Origin of the sequence: Rhizobium giardinii bv. giardinii H152 (assembly GCF_000379605.1) — a bacterium.
GTDB lineage: Bacteria > Pseudomonadota > Alphaproteobacteria > Rhizobiales > Rhizobiaceae > Pararhizobium > Pararhizobium giardinii.
On record NZ_KB902702.1, the window covers coordinates 94354 to 113423 of the forward strand.

The following is a 19070-nucleotide window of genomic DNA, read 5'->3' on the forward strand; positions in this document are numbered from 1 at the left end:
GAAATCCCCTGGGGCTGTCTCTTGGACACTGTTCATTCAGCCCGAAACGCGCACCGCGCGGAAAGGTTCCGCATTTCATTTTTGCAATGCGGCAGTGCCTGGATCTTACCCGACCTGCGCAGTGATCCAGCCACGGAAAGCCTGGCTGATCGGATTTTCAAGCTTGCCTTCCGGGACGACGAGATAATAGCTGTTTTCGGTTTGCATCGGCCGGTCGAACACCACACGTAAATGGCCGCTCGCCAGTTCCTGTTCGATCAGATAGCGCGGCAGAAGCGCAAAACCGAGACCGGCCGCAGCCGCTTCGATGACCATCGAAAACTGGTCGAAGCGGTTGCCGCGATAAGCGGACTTCATCTCGCCGCCGTTGTGCTCGAACCATTGCGCCCACATCTTCGGGCGAGTGGCGAGATGCAGCAGCGGCTTGTCTTCCAGTTCGCTCGGCTCCTTCATCGGATGCTGTTCACAAAGCGCAGGATTTGCCACGGGCACGATGATCTCGCTGCAGAGATAGCTGCAGGTCGCATGCGCCCAGACCGGCTGGCCATAGTGAATGGCGAGATCGAAGTTCTGCTCCTCGAAATCGAAGGGTTGGGAGCGCGAGGCAATATTGATCACCGTGCCGGGATGCCGCTTCAGGAAATCCGGCAGGCGCGGCGTCAGCCAGCGGCTGCCGAACGTCGGCAGCGAGGCGACCGAGAGGGTCGATTCCGAGCGCGCCGAGGCCATCGCCCGCACCATCAGCTCCTCCGATTGAGTCAGCAGCCTGCGAACCTCGGGCAGGAACTTCTGGCCCGCGTCAGAGAGGATCACCCGCTGGCGGACGCGTTCGAACAAAAGCACGCCGATCTGGCCTTCGAGATCCTTGATCTGGCGGCTGACGGCGCTCTGCGTCAGGTTCAGCTCAGCCGCGGCCTGGGTGAAACTGCCGTGGCGCGCAGCGCATTCGAACGCCTGCAGCGTGGTGATGTCTGGAACCAGTCTTCTGCTCAACTTCATTCCCGCCTCGCATGATCATAGTCATAACAGTCGCAATCAATGCTCATTCGACCCGGATATGATACGAAATGAGAATGATCGACCCCATCCATTCAATACTGCGAGGCGTGCTGCCGTGAAAGAGAATAGTTTCGTATCCAGCGACGAGATCCGTGCGGCCTTTTCGGCCGCCATGTCCGCCATGTACCGGACCGAAGTGCCTGCCTACGGCACGCTGATGGAACTGGTCGGGCAGGTGAACGCCGAAACGCTCGCGGCCGACCCCGATCTGCAGGCCAGGCTCGAGGATACCGATTCGCTGGAGCGCATTTCCGAAGAGCGGCATGGCGCGATCCGGCTTGGCACGCCTGCGGAACTCTCGATGATGCGCCGCGTCTTTGCCGTCATGGGCATGCACCCCGTCGGGTACTATGATCTCTCTACCGCCGGCGTCCCGGTTCATTCGACGGCGTTCCGCCCGGTCGGCGACGCCAGCCTGAAGAAGAACCCTTTCCGCGTCTTTACCTCGCTGCTCAGGCTCGACCTGATCGCCGACGAGACTCTGCGCACCGAGGCCGAGCAGATTCTGTCGAAGCGGCAGATCTTCACGTCCGGTGCCGTCGCCCTGACGGAAAAGGCCGAGAGAGAAGGCGGCCTCGACAAGGCCGATGCCGAGCGTTTTGTTGCCGAAGCGCTCGAGACCTTCCGCTGGCACGACAAGGCCAAAGTCAGCCCGGAGATGTACCAGCGACTGCATGACGCCCACCGACTGATTGCCGACGTCGTTTCCTTCAAGGGCCCGCACATCAACCACCTGACGCCTCGCACGCTCGATATCGACGCTGTCCAGGCGCGCATGCCGGATCACGCCATTGCGCCGAAGGCGATCGTCGAAGGCCCGCCGACCCGCAAATGCGCCATCCTGCTACGCCAGACCTCGTTCAAGGCGCTCGAAGAGCTGGTCTCCTTCCAGGCCGCCGACGGCAGCTGGCATGCGGGCTCGCACACCGCCCGTTTCGGCGAAATCGAGCAGCGCGGCATCGCACTGACGCCGAAGGGCCGCGCGCTCTACGACGAGCTGCTGAACGCTTCGCGCAACATCGTTCGCCCGGCTGCAGACGGCTCGAATGCGGCGGCCTATGAAAAGGCGCTCGCCGAAGCCTTCGTCCCATTCCCCGACACATGGGCAGGCATCCGTGCCGAAGGCCTCGGCTATTTCGCCTATTCGCTCACCGCCAAGGGCCGCAAGACGAAGGTCGATGCCGCCAAAAGCCTCGACAGCCTGATCGAAGGCGGCCTCGTCCAGTTCGATCCCATTGTCTACGAGGATTTCCTGCCGGTCAGCGCCGCCGGCATCTTCCAGTCCAACCTCGGCGACGATGCCGCGCAGGAATTCGTGGCAAGCCCGAACCAGCAGCGTTTCGAGCTCGATCTGGGCGCCAAGGTGCTGAACGAATTCGAACACTATGCCGGCATCGAGCAGGCATCCATCGCCGATTGCGTTCAGATGCTTTCCTGCGCCGAGGCAGCGGAGTAAACCTGAAACGATGATTGACCAAGCGCACATCGCCGCACTGACCGGTATTCTCGGCGACAAGGGTGTTGTCACCGAGCCGCGGGACATGGCGGCCTACCAGACCGGCGCGCGCTATGACGAGGGCCGGGCCGCACTCGTCCTGCGGCCGGAGACGACCGAAGAGGTCTCGGCGGCGGTCGGCTATTGCGTCACACACGGCATTCCGCTCATTCCGCAGTCCGGCAATACCGGCCTCGTTTCCGGCTCGACGCCGGATGCGAGCGGCACTCAAGCCGTGCTCAGCCTCGACCGCATGACCCAGCGTTTCGATCTCGATCTCGACAATCGGTCGCTGCGCGTTGGCGCCGGTTTCCGGCTTTCGGACGTCAACCAGAAGCTCGAAAGGCACGGCCTGTTCTTTCCGATCGACCTCGGCGCCGATCCGCGCCTTGGCGGCATGCTCGCGACCAATACCGGCGGCTCGCGCTTCCTGAAATATGGCGATGTGCGCCGCAACACGCTCGGCATCAAGGTGGTGCTGGCCGACGGCGAGGGCACTATCCTCGACCACACCTCCGAACTGCGCAAGAACAACACCGGCATCGACTGGAAACAGCTGTTCATCGGCACCGTCGGTTCCTTCGGCATCATCACGGAATGCGTGCTGAATCTCGAACCGTTGCCGAAGCAGATGGCGACCGCCTATCTGGTGCCGGCAAGCGGCGCCCATGTCATGCCGCTGCTGCGCGCCATGGAAGACCGCCTCGGCGCCTATCTCTCCGCGTTCGAAGGCATGTCGAAGAACGCCGTCGCGGCGGCGCTCGATCACGTGCCGTCGCTGAAGAACCCCTTCCAGGGTGGCAACGTGCCCGATTATGTCATTCTCGCCGAACTCTCCCGGACCTGGGATCCACGCGCGGGCGAACAGCCGCTCGATGCGGTTCTGGAAACGGTGCTGGCGGACATCTGGGAAAGTGAAGACCCGCCGCTCGCCGATGCCTTTGTCGGTCCGGCGCATGAAATGTGGGCGCTGCGCCATGCCCTGTCCGAGGGTGTCAAGCACGCCGGAAAATTGATCGCCTTCGATCTTTCCTTCCGCAGAGGTGATATCATGGCCTTCTGCGACCGAATGAAGGACGAGATGCCGCAAACCTTTGCGGAGGTGACGATCTGCGATTTCGGCCATATCGGCGACGGCGGCGTACATTTCAATCTCGTCGTGCCCAGGGACAGCGCAGCAGCATCGGACAAGGACTTCGAGCGGCGGCTGCGCGACTGGGTATTTGCCATCGCCGTTCAGGATTTCAACGGCAGCTTCAGCGCCGAACATGCCATCGGCCGGAAAAACCAGGCCTATTACGACCTCTATACACACCAGAAGATCAAGGACATGGCCCACGGCCTCAAAGTCATCACCTCGCCGGGAGACCTCGGCACGGTCAGCTTCGGATAGTCCTTCGAGACAAGAAACGGGAGTTTGCTCATCATGAACATTGCAACGAAGACGGTGAATGTCGTTCAGGAAACGGCCGCACTTCTCGAAAAGCTCGGCGTCGCCAAGGAGCTCTACACCGGCGGCGATATGGCCTCCTTCTCGCCGGTCACCGGCGAACAGATCGCCAGCCTGAAGACGGTCTCGGCCGCCGAAGCCGCAGCCAAGATCGAGAAGGCCGACGCAGCTTTCCGCGCCTGGCGTCTCGTTCCGGCCCCGAAGCGCGGCGAACTGATCCGCCTGCTCGGCGAAGAGCTGCGCGCCCACAAGGCCGACCTCGGCCGCCTGGTATCGATCGAAGCCGGCAAGATACCGTCGGAAGGCCTCGGCGAAGTGCAGGAAATGATCGACATTTGCGATTTCGCGGTCGGCCTCTCGCGCCAGCTCTACGGCCTGACGATCGCCACCGAACGCCCCGGCCACCGCATGATGGAAACCTGGCACCCGCTCGGCGTCATCGGTGTCATCTCCGCCTTCAATTTCCCGGTCGCCGTCTGGTCGTGGAATGCGGCGCTGGCGCTGGTATGCGGCAATGCCGTCGTCTGGAAGCCTTCTGAAAAGACGCCGCTCACGGCACTTGCATCGCAGGCTATCTTTGAGCGCGCCCTTGCCCGCTTCGGCGATGCGCCGGAAGGCCTGGCCCAGGTGCTGATCGGCGATCGCGCCATCGGCGAGGTGCTGGTCGATCATCCGAAGGTGCCGCTGGTTTCGGCGACGGGCTCCACCCGCATGGGCCGCGACGTCGGCCCGCGCCTGGCCAAGCGCTTTGCCCGCGCCATCCTCGAACTCGGCGGCAACAATGGCGGCATCGTCTGCCCCTCGGCCGATCTCGACATGGCCCTGCGCGCCATCGCCTTCGGCGCCATGGGCACGGCCGGCCAGCGCTGCACGACATTGCGCCGCCTGTTCGTTCACGAAAGCGTCTACGACAAGCTCGTTCCGCGCCTGAAGAAGGCTTACCAGAGCGTGTCGGTCGGCAATCCGCTGGAATCGACCGCCCTCGTCGGTCCGCTGGTCGACAAGCCGGCCTTCGACAACATGCAGAGGGCGCTTGCCGAAGCCAAGGCCCATGGCGGCTCGGTCACGGGTGGCGATCGCGTCGCTCTCGGCCATGCCAACAGCTACTACGTCAAGCCCGCTCTCGTCGAAATGCCCAAGCAGGCGGGCCCGGTTCTCGAAGAGACCTTTGCGCCGATCCTGTACGTCATGAAGTACAGCGATTTCGACGCCGCCGTTGCCGAGCACAACGCCGTCGCAGCCGGCCTCTCGTCGTCGATCTTCACGCTCGACCTGCAGGAAGCCGAGCGGTTCCTGTCGCCAGACGGTTCGGACTGCGGCATCGCCAACGTCAATATCGGCACCTCGGGCGCCGAGATCGGCGGCGCGTTCGGCGGCGAGAAGGAAACGGGCGGCGGTCGCGAATCCGGCTCGGACTCGTGGAAGGCCTACATGCGCCGCGCCACCAACACGATCAACTATTCGAAGGCCCTGCCGCTGGCACAGGGCGTCTCGTTCGATATCGAATAATTGGCGCCATCGAACAGGATCGCACCATGACCATCAACACCAAGGTTGAGGAGGCGGGCTTTTCGCCCGCCTCGCGGATTTCCACGATCGGTGTCTCGGAAATCCTGAAGATCGGCGCACGCGCACAAGCCATGAAGCGTGACGGCAAGCCGGTGATCATTCTCGGCGCCGGCGAACCCGATTTCGACACGCCGGACCACGTCAAGCGCGCGGCAACCGCGGCCATGCTCAGGGGCGAAACCAAATATACGGCGCTCGACGGAACCCCGGAGCTGAAGGCCGCGATCCGCAAGAAATTCGCACGCGAAAACGATCTCTCCTACGAACAGGACGAAATCACCGTCGCGACCGGCGCCAAGCAGGTCCTTTTCAACGCGATGATGGCGACGCTCGACCCGGGCGACGAGGTGATCATCCCGACACCTTACTGGACCTCCTATTCGGATATCATCGAGATCGCCGAGGGCAAGCCGGTGCTGATTGCCTGCGATGCCGAAGCCGGCTTCCGGCTGCGGGCCGAACAGCTCGAAGCGGCGATCACGCCGAAGACGCGCTGGGTGATGTTGAACTCGCCATCCAACCCCTCGGGCGCCGCCTACAGCGCCGAGGACTACCGGCCGCTGCTCGACGTGCTCTTGAAATATCCGCATGTCTGGCTGCTGGTCGACGACATGTACGAACACATCGTCTACGATGGATTCCGTTTCGTGACCCCGGCCGCCCTGGAACCGCGCCTGAAGAACCGCACCCTGACGGTCAACGGCGTTTCCAAGGCCTATGCCATGACCGGCTGGCGCATCGGCTATGCCGGCGGTCCGCGCGCGCTGATCAAGGCAATGGCCGTCGTCCAGAGCCAGTCGACCTCCTGTCCGTCCTCGATCAGCCAGGCCGCCGCTGTCGAGGCCCTTAACGGACCGCAGGATTTCCTCAAGGAGCGCACCGAAAGCTTCAAGCGCCGCCGCGATCTGGTCGTCGCCGCGCTCAACGCCATTGACGGCCTCGAATGCCGCGTGCCGGAAGGGGCGTTCTATACCTTCTCGGGCTGCAGCGGCGTGCTCGGCAAGACGACGCCCAGCGGCAGGCGGATCGAGACGGACACCGACTTCTGCGCCTATCTGCTCGAAGATGCGCATGTCGCGGTCGTGCCAGGTTCCGCCTTCGGCCTCTCGCCCTTCTTCCGCATCTCCTATGCCACGTCGGAAGCGGAACTGCGCGAAGCCATGGAGCGGATTGCCAAGGCTTGCGCAGCCTTGCGCTGAATTCTCCTTCACGGCCGCGACAGCACCCGCGGCCGTGAATGGCTTTCGCGCCGCGCCGGGGAGCTTCGAAAGGATTTTGCGCTACGGAGAATTGCTGCTATCCGGTAAGCCGCAACGAAGCGCGCGATGGGCCGTGAGCGGACACAGAGAGGGGCAACCGGAGCATGTTCTCCCGTTTACGGCAAACGACGGATGTCATTGAAAAACTCAGGAAGACGTCGTTCGAGCCCGCGCATTCCGCCTATTATACGGGCAAGCCCGGACGGCCACTGAACCTGATCCTCAAGGCCCGCCACGACTTCCTGTCGATCTGGCGCAAGGGCGACTATACCGACCGCGTCACCCAGATGAAAGTCTTCGGACGCCAGATCGTCGTCGTCAATTCGCCGGACGCGATCCGCTACGTCGTCGCCAAACGGCACGAGAATTTCGAGCGCAAGACCCCGCAGATGCGCCGCGCACTGGAATTCCTGCTCGGCGACGGCCTGTTCATCTCCGACGGTGAAACCTGGAAGCAGCGCCGCCCGCTGGTCAACGATATCGTTCACAAGAACCGTGTGCCGGCGTTCGGCAAGATCATGGAAAACACGACAAGCGAGCTCGTCCAGCGCTGGGAATCGTTGCCGGAGGGTGCACCCGTCAACGCGCTGTTCGAGATGGCCGGTCTCACGGCCGAGATCATTTCGCGTTCGGTTTTCGGCAACGACCTCGGCGAAGACGCGGCCAGCGCCGTCAGCGAGGGGTTCGAGAGCTATCAATCGCTGATCGATTCCGTCAACATCGGCTATTTCCTCGGCTTCGATGATGGCCTGCCGGTGCTGCGCACGCCGAAGCTGCGCCGCTCCGTTTCACGTATCCACCAGATCATCGACAAGGTGGTGGAGGACCATCTGGCCGGCCGCGGCGACAACAATTCGATGATCGAGCTCCTGGTGCGCCGGCAAAACCGCAATCCGGAGCTGAAGCTCGACGTGGTGGCGCTGCGCAACGAGGCGGCGACGATCTTCATGGCCGGCCACGAGACGACGGCGGCGACGCTGACCTGGGCCTGGTACCTGCTGTCGCGGGCCGGATGGGTGGAAAAATCCCTGCATGAGGAGATCGCCCGCGTCTGCGGCGACCGCGTACCGACACTTGACGACATCCCGCAGCTCGAATGGTGCCGGGCGGTGATCGAGGAAACGCTCAGGCTCTATCCGCCGGTGCCGATCCTTGCGCGGCAGACGAACGAAGCCGACCGGATCGGCGATATCGACGTCAAGCCGGCGTCGCTGATCCTGATCGTGCCGTGGCTGCTGCATCGCACCGAGGCCTTCTTCAAGGACGCGCATCTGTTCAAGCCGGAGCGCTTCCTGAACGGGCAGAGACCGATCCCCTACAGCTACATCCCCTTTGCCAGCGGCCCGCGCGTCTGCCCCGGGCTGCAATTCGGCCTCACGGAGGCGATCCTGTGCCTGGCGATCCTTGCGCAGCGCTTCAGGGTGCGCGTTGCCGATGATGCCAAGGTCGAGCCGCAGTGCCGCCTGACGCTGCGGCCGCGCGGCGGCCTGCCGGTGACGCTGCACCGGCGAGAAAGGGTGTAGAGCCCATGGCCGAGGCGAACAAGAAGGCGAAGAGCGTTCCGGCGAAACGGTCCGCCTGGGTCTACAGCGCCCCGGCCGCGCCGCCGCTCGCGGATCTGTTTGCGAGCGCCGACCGCCGCCGCGCCGCATTTCGCTACCATGTGACCGAAAATATCCAGAACCTCCTCGACCTTGCCGTCCATTTCGGACTGAAAGCCATGCCGGCGCGGGTCTGTTCGGCGGCAGGCGCGCGGCTTGGCGCTTTTGTCATGCCTCGCTGGCATAAATCCGCAGTCAAGAAGGCGCAGAAGAATCTGGAGCGGCTTCTGCCGGATGCGACCGAAGAAGAACGCGACCGTATTCTGAAGCGAAACTGGCAAAACCAGGGACGCATCATGACGGAGTTATCGATCGTCGGGCGTCTGGCGCGACGCGTCGTCTGGCACAATCTCAACTATTTCACCGAGGCCCATGCGAAGGGGCCGGTGATCATGGTCGGCATGCATCTCGGAAACTGGGAGATATATGCCCCGAAGCTCGTTGAACTCGGACTGAGCCCATCCGCCAACTATACGCCGCCCGCCGGAAGGGCGCGGGCCTGGATCGCCGAGCGGGTCCGGCGCAAGCTGGGATACGGCCTTATGCCGCCGGGCAAGGAGGGGATACGGCCGGCATTGAAGATATTGAAGGAAGGCGGTGCGATTTCGGTGTTCTGCGACGAGGGTTTTGCCGGCAAGATCCGCGGCCCCTTCTTCGACCGTCCTCCGCATCTCGAAGGCAATCTCGCGGTCGTCGTGCGGCTTGCCCGGCTGACGCAGGCGACAATCTGCCCGGGCTATATCCTGCGCAAGGAAGGGGCGCATTTCGAAGCCTTCGCGCTCCCCCCGATCACGCTGCCGCCAGAAAACAAACCCGGCGAGCGCCTGATTGACGACGTCCTGCTGCTCAATTCGGTCATCGAGCCCGTCGTCCGCGCCCATCTCGACCAGTGGTATTTCCTCGACAACGCCCTTTAACGCGCGTCATGTCTGACGCGCGGCGCTGCAGAGCGCCTGCACCGTTCCCTGCAACTCGGCAACGAGGGCAACCAAGCGCGAGCCGGCTATATCGAGCGGCCCGCTGTTGTCGATCGTCGTGGCGTCGGCGGCGTCGGGAATATCCGGTGCCTGCCGCTGCAGGCGTCTCAGAATGTCCGCCTCGCTTTCGCGCCCGCGTGCGACAAGTCGCTTGGCGAGAACCTGCGGCGATGCCGTGATGTTGACGACCACCACCTTGGGGAAAACCTGCCGGAACTGGGCAAGCGCCCCACGGCTGCCATTAGCGATCAGGATACGCCCGGCGTGCACGCGCTCAAGCGCCTCGCGGGGAATGCCGTATTTCAACCCATGCGCCTGCCAGGCAACGGCGAAATCACCCGTCTCCAGCCGAGCGTCGAATTCGTCAGTGGCAACACTCTCGTGATCCTCGCCGCCGGCATCGGAGGGACGGGTGATCACACGGCGGACGAAATCGATATCGGCGCGGCCGGAGAAGTGCTGGGCGACATAGCCGATGACGCTGTCCTTGCCGGCGCCGCTTGGTCCGACGACGACGATGATCGCCCCGGATCGATTCTTGAGCTGGCCGTCCATCAGGCGACCCGCCGACCTTCGCGCCAGACGGAACGGACGACCGGAATGCCCTCATGACGCTGCACCCGAACGATATCGGCGCGCAGGCCGGTGGCGATGCGGCCGCGATCGTCAAGACCAACCGTGCGGGCCGGTGTCGCCGTCACCATGGCGAGCGCCTGCGGCAGACTGACGCTTTCCACCTCGTCCGACAGCACGAAGGGCGCATGGATCAGGCTGAACGGCACGTAGTCCGACGACAACACGTCCAGAACGCCGCGTTCGGCAAGGTCACGCGCGGCGATATTGCCGGAGTGCGACTTGCCCCGCACGACGTTCGGCGCACCCATCAGCACGCTCAGGCCCGCGGCATGCGAGGCCTTCGCGGCTTCGAAGCTGGTCGGAAATTCCGCCAGCCGAATACCGAAACCGACGGATTCCTCGACATGGGCAAGGGTCGCGTCGTCATGGCTGGCAATCGTGATGCCGCGCTCGGCGCAGGCCTTGGCGATCTCGGTGCGATGCGGTCCAGCGTATTTGGCCGAAAGAGCCTGCTGGCGGGCACAGAACGCGGCGAAGGCCTCGTCCGTCATGCCGCGCTTGTTCTTGTAGTAGAGCGTGTACTGATCCATCGTCTGGAACTGGCGCTGGCCCGGCGCATGATCCATCAGCGAGACGAGGCCGACCTGCGGGTCATTCTCGAATTCCTGGAAATGCGCAAGCACGTTATCGGTCGAGACTTCGCAGCGCAGGTGGATGCGGTGGTCTGCGCGCAGGCGATTTTCCCTGGCGGCCTGCGCCAGCGCGTCTGCCATCTCGCGCATCTCGCCCCGCTCGAAGCCGCCGTCCTCGTCGGAGCCCATGCGCAGGCAGTCGAAGACCGTGGTGATGCCCGACGTGACGACCTGCGCGTCATGCGCCTGGATGGCCGCCATCTTCAGCCAGCGAACGCCGGGGCGCGGCGAGTAATGCGCTTCCAGATGATCGGTGTGCAGCTCGACCAGGCCCGGTATCAGGTAATCGCCTTCGAAATCCTCACCAGTGCGGGCGGCGCCTTCCGAGACGTCGGCGATCTTGCCCTCGCGGATCAGCACCGAGCCGGTGACGATCTGGTCCTCAAGGACGATGCGGGCATTGGAAAGAACGGTTTCAGCGGTCATGTCATGCCATCTTTCGTTGGGATGTGCCGCTAAGCGGCAAGAGCGTGTGGACGGTGAAGGGCGCGCCGCGCGCGTGTTCGGTAAACAGTGCCAGCGACGTGACAGAGAGCGGCTCGCCGATGAAGGGCGCGAAGGTCTGCTCCAGCAGGGCCTTCATTGCGGCCTGCCGTTCCGCCGGCACCGGGCCGGTCAACGTCATGTGGAACTGGAAGCTCTCGAACACATAGGGGTAACCCCAGGAGAGCAGATTGGCCCGATGCAGGTCGGTCAGCGAATCCGGCTTGCGCCGCGAGAAATCCGCGGCCGAGAGAGGCGCCCGGAAAGGTTCGAAGCGCCGCACCGTCTCGTCGGCAAGCGCCTGCAGTTCCGGACAGTCCACCGCCGGTACCAGCGCAAAAAAAGGTCCGAGCTGCCCCAGCGTCATTTCAGGTATCTCGAAAGGCGCACATTCGGCGGCAAAACCATCGAAGGCGGCAAGCAGCTGTGCTTCGGTTTTCGCCGCGGCAAGGGGAAACGGCGCCTTCAGCGTGCCGTGAAATCCGTAGCGGCGCGGATCGGCGGTCAGGGCCTTCAGTTCGGCTGCACCGAACTCCCCGGCAGCCTGGAGAGCCCTGGTTTCGCCGGTGAACGGATTGCTGCCCAGCCAATTCGCCGCCGTGATCGTCAGCGGGTGGTCTTCGTCCGGCGTCAAATAGAATGCGTAGCGCACGGTCCATTCCCTATCGAGGGCGTCACGGGAGCGTCGATCGGACGGGCCGATGAGACGCCGTCGCTATCCGCTTTTCGTGACATTATCGTGATGGCCGGCGATGAACCGGCACGTTTTCAATGTGTTTTCTGGCCCATCAGACGCGAGCGCAGAAGATTGGAGACGCTGTCGAAAATGAAGACGACGACGAGAATCAGGATAACCATGTAGCAGACGTTTTCCCAGTCGGAATTCGTCCGCATCGCTTCCCAGAGTTTGAGGCCGATACCGCCGGCGCCGACCGCGCCGATGATCGTTGCCGATCGCGTATTGGATTCCCAGAAATAGAGCGCCTGGCTGGCAAAGACCGGCAGAACCTGCGGCAGCACGCCAAACCGCTGCACGGCAAGCGGCGCGGCACCGACCGACTTCACACCCTCGCGCTGCTTGTCGTCGATATTCTCCAGTGCTTCCGAATAGAGCTTTCCGAGCGTGCCGGTATCGGTGAAGAAGATCGCCGACATGCCGGCAAGCGGCCCGGGGCCGAACGCGCGGGTGAAGAACAGCGCCCAGATCAGCATGTCGACGGAGCGCAGGAAGTCGAAGAAGCGCTTGGTGACCTGGTTGAGCACGCCGTTGCGGGTGATGTTGCGCGCCGCCAGGAAGCAGAGCGGAAAGGCGACGATCGAGGCAAACAGGGTGCCGACGAAGGCCATGACAATGGTCTGCAACAGCTTGGTCCAGACGTCGAGATGCTGCCATTCGGCATTGTAGAGAATGTTGTTCCAGGCGAGAGACAGGTTGGAGCGGGCCGGATCGAGACGCTCTCCAGCGAAGATCAGGCCTGCCACTTCGCCGAAGGATTTGTTGAAGAACGGCGAGTTGGTATCGAAGATGAAATTTGCCCAGCCGGGGAAGCGGTTGTGGATGCTGACCTTTTCCACATCGACATCCGCCCAGCCGGTCATGCCGAAGGCGAGCGTGATCTTTTCGCCCGGCCGCTTCTGTGTCGCCCAATCCGGCAGTTCGCCCTTCGGCTGCACGCCGCGGCCGGGATCGAGATCGATCAGCAGCGTCTCGCCGTTATGCGTGGCGGTCACCGTGCGATCGACGACATCGACGCTGGTCGCGCTGTTGAAACTGATCGTTGCGCGGCTGACGACCTCTTCGCTGCGTATTTCGGGTTTGACTTCGGCCCGTGCGCTGCTACCGACTGCCGATTTCGGCGCCATGAAGCTGAAGGTGGAGCTCTTTGTCGGGAGAGCCTGCTGCGTCGCGGCTGGTGCATCGAAGGCGCGCTCCACCATCCTCGTCTCGATCTTCACCCATTCCGGCTTGGCATCGGGACCGAGGGGCGAGAAGCGTGGATAGACAACCTGCATGGCCCCGTCAGCGGCGATCTTGATATCCGGGCGAACTTCGTAAGAGACCCAGTCGGCCAGGTACGTGCCGGCGATGCCCCAATTGGCGTTCGTCAGGACCTGGCCGATCGAGAAGAACCACCAGCTATAGATCATGTAGAGCGCGATGCCGGCAAAGATCAGGGCAGAGCGGATGCGCTTGCGCGACGAACCATAGATCAGATGCGGATGCCGGGCGGCGATCGCTTCCATCTCGGCGGCGTTCATCATCGTGTTGACGGTCATGGTCCGCTCCTATTGCGCAAGCTGGAAGGCCTGGTCGCCGACGAGGCGGCGGCGCAGCCATGCGGAAAACTGATCGACGGCGATGATCGTCGAGAACAACAGGATGATGATGGCGAGCGTCTTTGCCTCATGCCCCTGGCCGATCGACAGCCGCAGCGGCTCGCCGATACCGCCGCCTCCGACGGCGCCGATGATGGTCGAGGCGCGCACGTTGATCTCGAGCCTGAGCAGCGCGTAGCTCATGAAATTGGGCAGGACCTGCGGCACCATGCCGAACCAGACGCGTTCGATCCAGTTGCCGCCGGTGGCCCTGAGCCCTTCGTCCGGTCGCATGTCGGCATTTTCGACAACTTCGAAGAACAGCTTACCGAGCGCGCCGACCGTATGGATCGATACGGCGATCATCGCCGGGATCGGCCCGAGCGACAGGATGGCGAGGAAGAAGCCGGCGATGACCACTTCCGGAAAGGCCCGCAATATCTCCATGAGGCGGCGGACGAAGCCACGCACCCAAGGGTTCGGCATCAGGTTGCGGGCCGCAAGGAAGCAGAGGATGAAACCGAAGAACATGCCGAAAATGGTGGAGAAGATCGCGATATTCAGCGTTTCGAGCATCCTGTAGAAATATTCCGGCACGTAGATCGCGTCCGTCAGATACATCCGGCCTTCGGGATAGTTGTACTTGAGGCTGCCGTCGTCATAGGGCGAGGCAAGATCGAACATGGCGCGGGCGATTTCGGCGCCATCGCGCGGGACGAGATCGCCGACGAAATCGAAGAAATAGAGCAAACGGTCGAAGAACTTGCCGGCATTGGTCTCGTTGGCAAACCAGAGAGACCCCGAGAGAGCCATGGCAAGCAGTGCGAGACCTATGAAAGTGTAGGTCCGGCGACGGAGATTAAGCTCCTGCCAGTGGCGTTCGACCACAGCGCCGTTATCGCTCAAGGTCGGGGAAGGCGCTGACGTGGCCATGGAGTCTCCGGCAAACGAGGCGGCTTCAGCGGACATCATGCCCCTGAAGCCTGTCCAGACGAGGAACGCTAGCCGGCAGGACCGGCCAGCGTTTTGAATTCAGGCGATATCAGCCGCCGATGGTCGACTTGCGGGCTTCGATGATCGGCTTGTAGAAGTCGGCGTTGACTTCGACGAAGCCCTTGTACTCGCCGCCTTCGACAGCCGCGAAGCAGGCCGCATCGGTCTTCGGCAGGTCGAGCATGAACTGCTTGAACTTGGCCTTGACGTCGGCGCTGAGCGACGAACGGACAACGGTCGGGCCGTTCGGGATCAGCGGCGAGCGCCACAGTTCGACCAGGTCGTTCATGTCGAGGATACCCTTGTCGACCATCTTGCGCAGGTTGCCGGAGGTGTAGCCTTCCTTGAAGTCGCCGATGCCCGAACCGAAGGTCGTGCCTGCGTCGAAGGTGCCCTTCAGCACTTCCAGAACCAGGTTTTCATGGCCGCCGCCGAAGCCGGTCTCGGCGAAGAATTCCTTGACCGGCATGCCGATCGTTTCCGGCAGGGTGACGTTCGGGATCAGGTAGCCGGAGGTGGAGTCCGGATCGGCAAAGCCGAGCTTCTTGCCCTTGAGGTCCTCGATCTTGGTGAAGCCCTTGTCATTGCGAGCGACCATGATCGAGTAATAGCCGGTCGAACCGTCGGTCTGTTCGGTCGTCAGGATCGGCTCGACGGCGTCAGCCTTGGCGAGGTAGATCTTGGCATAGCCGGAAGCACCGAGTTCGGCAAAATCGAGCGTGCCGCCCAGCAGACCCTGGATGACGCCGTCATAGTCGGCAGCCGGGAAGAACGACACCTTCTCGACGTTGAGCGCGGTCTTCAGGTGGTCGCCGAGGCACTGGAAGTTGCGCAGGCGGTCGGCTTCGTTTTCGCCGCCGATGATACCGACGCGGAATTCCTTGAGGTCTTCAGCCTGAACGTGGCCGACCAGGGCAAAGAGCGCAACGGCGCTCAAGAGGGCTTTCTTCAACATAGAGTCTTCTCCTGTTATCCCGGCGGCGCCGGTTCACATTCGGTTGCAAGGATGCGCCCGTGACGTGGGCTTTCGATCCTGACGGGGAACTATGTGTCCAAGTGTGATGTCATCCGAAAACTGCTGCGCACTTTTCGGCACCACGCCCTATAACCCGGCCAGTGCCAGCGGCTTGACGCCGGCTGATTTCTGATTGTCCTGCGCTGCAGGAATGCTGATGCTGGTCGAGGTCATCGATTCCTCGATTTCCGCACCGCCTCCGTAGATTTCAGCGACGGCCGCTGCCGTCAGGTCCCTTGGCTGACCATCGAAAACGACGCGGCCATGCGCCATGCCGATGATCCGTTCGCAGTAATTGCGCGCCGTATCCAGCGTGTGCAGATTGGTGACGACGGTGATGCCGTCGCGCTCGTTGATGTCGCGCAGCGCATCCATGACGATCTTTGCATTGAGCGGATCGAGCGAGGCGATCGGCTCGTCGGCAAGCAGCATCTTCGGTTGCTGCATCAAGGCGCGGGCGATGGCGACGCGCTGCTGCTGGCCGCCGGAAAGCGTGCCTGCCGGTTGCAGCGCCGTCTGCTCGATGCCGAGCCGCTCCAGCGCGCCGATTGCCATGATGCGTTCTTCACGGGTGAACATGTTGAGAATGCTGAGCACCGTCGAACGGTGATTGAGGCGGCCAAGCAGCACATTGGTCAGCACATCGAGACGCGGCACCAGATTGAACTGCTGGAAGATCATCGCGCAATCGCGCTGCCAGGTGCGCAGCGCCGCACCGCGCAGCGAGGAGACCTCGAGATCGCCGAAATGGATGGAGCCCGACGACACGTCGTTGAGCCGGTTGATCATCCGCAGCAGCGTCGACTTGCCCGCGCCGGAACGGCCGATGATGCCGACCATCTGGCCCTGCGGAATGTCGAAGGTAACCGCGTTGACGGCGATCTTCTTGCCGAACCGTCGTGTTACGTTCTTCAGCTGGAACATGGGCACTCGTCCTCTTTGGCAGCACCGGTCATCGGTACGACACTTGCCATATCGGTGCTTGATGAAGGGGGAATGTCAGATCGATGTAGGTTTTGTTACAGTCCACGACTCCTGCGCAGGCAGGGGTTGCAGAGTAAAAAGTCATCCATTGTGACGCGCTAGAAATGCATCGGCGTCCAGCATCCTGAAATCGTTCAGCGCATCGCGCAGCCTGGCGTGATCCCAGTTCCACCAGGCGAGCTTTTCGAAGCGCCCGGCGATCTCCTTGCCGAAGCGCTCGCGGATCAGTCTCGCCGGAACGCCGCCGACGATCGTGTAGGGCGCGACATCCTTCGAGACGACGGCGCCCGCACCGATCACCGCTCCATTGCCGACCTTGACGCCCGGCAGCACCGTCGCGCCATGGCCGATCCAGACATCATGGCCGATGACAACGCGGTTTTCACGGCGCCAGGCAAAGAAATCCTGATCTACGTCCGCGTCCGGCCAATAGCTGGTGGCACGATAGGTGAAGTGATGCAGCGTCGCCCGCCATGTAGGATGGTTGGTGGCATTGATGCGCACGGAGGCCGCCAAATTGGCGAATTTGCCGATCGTTGCGCACCAGATCGACCCATCCCGTTCGATATAGGAATAATCACCGAATTCGACCTCGTCGATGCGGCAGCGTTCGCCCACCTCGGTATATCGGCCAAGCGTCGATTCGCTGACGACCGCTGTTGGGTGGATCGTCGGCTGTTCTGTCAGTTTCTTGCTCATGCGGCAGCTTTTCGCGGCGAGAAGGCGGAGACGTCGAGGATGCGGTCTGCAACGGCGTCGCGCACCTCCTTGTCATGGAAGATGCCGAGAAGTGCTACCCCTTCGGCCTTCTTGCCGGCGATCATTTCGACCACGACGCGGCGGTTTTTCGCGTCGAGCGACGCCGTCGGCTCGTCGAGCAGAAGGACCGGATGGTCGGTGATGAAACCGCGGGCAATATTGACGCGCTGCTGCTCGCCACCGGAGAAGGTCGCCGGCGGCAATTGCCAGAGTTCACGCGGCAGGTTGAGCTTTGCCAGCAGATCGGACGCTTTTTCGCTTGCCTCCTGATGGGAAACGCCGCGCGCCAGAAGCGGTTCGGCAACGACGTCGAGAGCCGACACGCGGGGAACGACGCGCAGGAACTGGCTGACATAGCCGAGCGTGTCGCGGCGGACCTCGAGCACCGAGCGCGGCGCCGCGCTGGCGAGATCGACCAGATGGCCGCGGTGCTCGATCAGGATCTGTCCGGCATCGACGGCGTAGTTGCCGTAGAGCATCTTCAGGATCGAACTCTTGCCGACGCCGGACGGACCGCCGAGCACGACGCATTCACCCTTTTTGACGGAAAAGAAAACGCCGGCGACCACCGGCAAGGTGATGCCGTCGCGCAGATGCATGGTGAAGCTCTTGGCGACTTCGGAAACAACAAGCGGTGTCGGCATGACTATTCTTCCTGTTGGAGCATGGATTCGTCCGAAAACGGTTCCGACTTTCCGGACCCGTGCTCAGACCTGCAGAATGGAGGAAACGAGAAGCTGGGTGTAGGGCTCGCGCGGATCGTCGAGCACCCGGTCGGTCAAGCCCTGCTCGATCACCACACCGTCTTTCATCACCATCATTCGATGCGAGAGAAGGCGGGCGACGGCGAGGTCATGGGTGACGATGATCGCCGACAGGCCGAGGTCATGGACGAGGCCGCGCACCAGGTCGAGCAGGCGCGCCTGCACTGAAACGTCGAGGCCGCCGGTCGGCTCATCCATGAAGACGAGACGCGGGGAGGTGACGAGATTGCGGGCGATCTGCAGCCGCTGGCGCATGCCGCCGGAAAAGGCGCGCGGCTGATCGTCGATGCGGTCTTCCTCGATCTCGACACGGCGCAGCCAGTCGGTGGCGGTGGCCCGGATTTGCCCGTAGTGCCGGTCGCCGACCGCCATCAGCCGCTCGCCGACATTGGCGCCGGCCGAAACCGTCATGCGCAGGCCGTCGGCCGGGTTCTGATGAACAAAACCCCAGTCGGTGCGCATCAGGAAACGGCGCTCGGCCTCGCCCATGCGGGCAAGATCGCGGTATTGGCCGTCACGCATGTGATATTCGACGACGCCGGAGGTCGGCATCAGCCGCGTGGAAAGACAGGAGAGCAGCGTCGTCTTGCCGGAGCCGGATTCGCCGACGATGGCCAGCACCTCGCCCGGCCAGAGCTCGAAGGAGACATTGCGACAGCCGATACGCCCGCCGTAGAATTTCGAGATGTCGCTGACTTTGAGAAGCGGGACGGTCGTCATTGACGTGCCTCCTTTTGAGCGCGCGGAGGTTTACCCCCCTCTGTCCTGCCGGACATCTCCCCCACAAGGGGGGAGATCGGCTGGACCCATCGTGCAGCCCAGCCTGCCGCCTGGATTTGCCGGGCTTTCTCCCTCTTCTCCCCAGCGGGGAGAAGGTGGCGCGAAGCGCCGGATGAGGGGGACGGCTGGCGCCGAAATCGCAGAGAAGGCCCCCTCATCGCCTCGCATACGCTCGGCACTTCTCCCCGACGGGGAGAAGAGGGAGCTTGTCGCAAGCGCCTTCGCTTCATATGCAATAGCCCGGTACTTGAGGGGCAGATGTCACGAAGTGACAGAGGGGGGTAACTCCTCGTTAAAC

General features: G+C 62.8%; 17 protein-coding genes. 6 read left to right on the forward strand and 11 right to left on the reverse strand.

Annotation, left to right across the window (positions count from 1 at the left end; all coding sequences use genetic code 11):
- Positions 1-105: 105 nt before the first annotated feature.
- A complete protein-coding gene (locus A3AY_RS0125135; RefSeq protein ID WP_018328440.1) occupies positions 106-999 on the reverse strand; it encodes a LysR family transcriptional regulator in 894 nt (297 codons plus the stop codon).
- A gap of 115 nt (positions 1000-1114) precedes the next feature.
- Between A3AY_RS0125135 and hglS the strand changes: the two genes are divergently transcribed.
- From hglS to A3AY_RS0125165, 6 genes are all read left to right on the forward strand, one after another.
- Positions 1115-2515: a 2-oxoadipate dioxygenase/decarboxylase HglS gene (hglS, locus tag A3AY_RS0125140; RefSeq protein WP_018328441.1), complete on the forward strand. Its 1401-nt coding sequence runs from the start codon at positions 1115-1117 to the stop codon at positions 2513-2515.
- A 10-nt stretch (positions 2516-2525) separates the two neighbouring features.
- Positions 2526-3947: an FAD-binding oxidoreductase gene (locus A3AY_RS0125145; protein WP_018328442.1), complete on the forward strand. Its 1422-nt coding sequence runs from the start codon at positions 2526-2528 to the stop codon at positions 3945-3947.
- Between the two features lie 33 nt (positions 3948-3980).
- Entirely contained in the window at positions 3981-5513 is a 1533-nt protein-coding gene (amaB, locus tag A3AY_RS0125150; RefSeq protein ID WP_018328443.1) for an L-piperidine-6-carboxylate dehydrogenase, read from the forward strand.
- 26 nt (positions 5514-5539) lie between these two features.
- A complete protein-coding gene (locus A3AY_RS0125155) occupies positions 5540-6772 on the forward strand; it encodes a pyridoxal phosphate-dependent aminotransferase (RefSeq protein ID WP_018328444.1) in 1233 nt (410 codons plus the stop codon).
- Positions 6773-6936: 164 nt separating this feature from the next.
- On the forward strand, positions 6937-8355 hold the full coding sequence (locus A3AY_RS0125160) for a cytochrome P450 (RefSeq protein ID WP_018328445.1): 1419 nt from the start codon (positions 6937-6939) through the stop codon (positions 8353-8355).
- Positions 8356-8360: 5 nt separating this feature from the next.
- Entirely contained in the window at positions 8361-9350 is a 990-nt protein-coding gene (locus A3AY_RS0125165; protein WP_018328446.1) for a lysophospholipid acyltransferase family protein, read from the forward strand.
- Positions 9351-9356: 6 nt separating this feature from the next.
- Here the strand turns inward: A3AY_RS0125165 and phnN are convergent, their stop codons facing one another.
- The 10 genes from phnN to phnK all read right to left on the reverse strand — a co-directional run bounded on the left by phnN (position 9357) and on the right by phnK (position 18712).
- Positions 9357-9965: a phosphonate metabolism protein/1,5-bisphosphokinase (PRPP-forming) PhnN gene (gene phnN, locus A3AY_RS0125170; protein WP_018328447.1), complete on the reverse strand. Its 609-nt coding sequence runs from the start codon at positions 9963-9965 to the stop codon at positions 9357-9359.
- Positions 9965-11104, reverse strand: a complete 1140-nt coding sequence (locus tag A3AY_RS0125175) for an alpha-D-ribose 1-methylphosphonate 5-triphosphate diphosphatase (protein WP_018328448.1) — start codon at positions 11102-11104, stop codon at positions 9965-9967. Before A3AY_RS0125175 ends, phnN begins: the two co-directional genes overlap by 1 nt.
- Position 11105: 1 nt before the next feature.
- Positions 11106-11813: a DUF1045 domain-containing protein gene (locus A3AY_RS0125180; RefSeq protein ID WP_018328449.1), complete on the reverse strand. Its 708-nt coding sequence runs from the start codon at positions 11811-11813 to the stop codon at positions 11106-11108.
- Positions 11814-11929: 116 nt separating this feature from the next.
- Positions 11930-13438 carry a phosphonate ABC transporter, permease protein PhnE gene (phnE, locus tag A3AY_RS0125185; RefSeq protein WP_018328450.1) on the reverse strand — a complete coding sequence of 503 codons (1509 nt, stop codon included), beginning with the start codon at positions 13436-13438 and terminating at the stop codon, positions 11930-11932.
- A gap of 9 nt (positions 13439-13447) precedes the next feature.
- Positions 13448-14410: a phosphonate ABC transporter, permease protein PhnE gene (phnE, locus tag A3AY_RS0125190; protein WP_018328451.1), complete on the reverse strand. Its 963-nt coding sequence runs from the start codon at positions 14408-14410 to the stop codon at positions 13448-13450.
- Between the two features lie 109 nt (positions 14411-14519).
- Complete coding sequence (phnD, locus tag A3AY_RS0125195) at positions 14520-15425, reverse strand: phosphonate ABC transporter substrate-binding protein (RefSeq protein ID WP_018328452.1); 906 nt, start codon at positions 15423-15425, stop codon at positions 14520-14522.
- 147 nt (positions 15426-15572) lie between these two features.
- Positions 15573-16409, reverse strand: coding sequence for a phosphonate ABC transporter ATP-binding protein (gene phnC, locus A3AY_RS0125200; RefSeq protein WP_018328453.1), 837 nt, complete (start codon positions 16407-16409; stop codon positions 15573-15575).
- Between the two features lie 141 nt (positions 16410-16550).
- Complete coding sequence (locus tag A3AY_RS0125205) at positions 16551-17168, reverse strand: DapH/DapD/GlmU-related protein (protein ID WP_018328454.1); 618 nt, start codon at positions 17166-17168, stop codon at positions 16551-16553.
- Positions 17165-17872 (reverse strand): phosphonate C-P lyase system protein PhnL, encoded by a 708-nt coding sequence (phnL, locus tag A3AY_RS0125210; protein ID WP_018328455.1) that lies wholly within the window; start codon positions 17870-17872, stop codon positions 17165-17167. The genes A3AY_RS0125205 and phnL overlap by 4 nt, the downstream gene beginning before the upstream one ends.
- Positions 17873-17935: 63 nt before the next feature.
- Positions 17936-18712 (reverse strand): phosphonate C-P lyase system protein PhnK, encoded by a 777-nt coding sequence (gene phnK, locus A3AY_RS0125215; protein WP_018328456.1) that lies wholly within the window; start codon positions 18710-18712, stop codon positions 17936-17938.
- Positions 18713-19070: the final 358 nt, after the last annotated feature.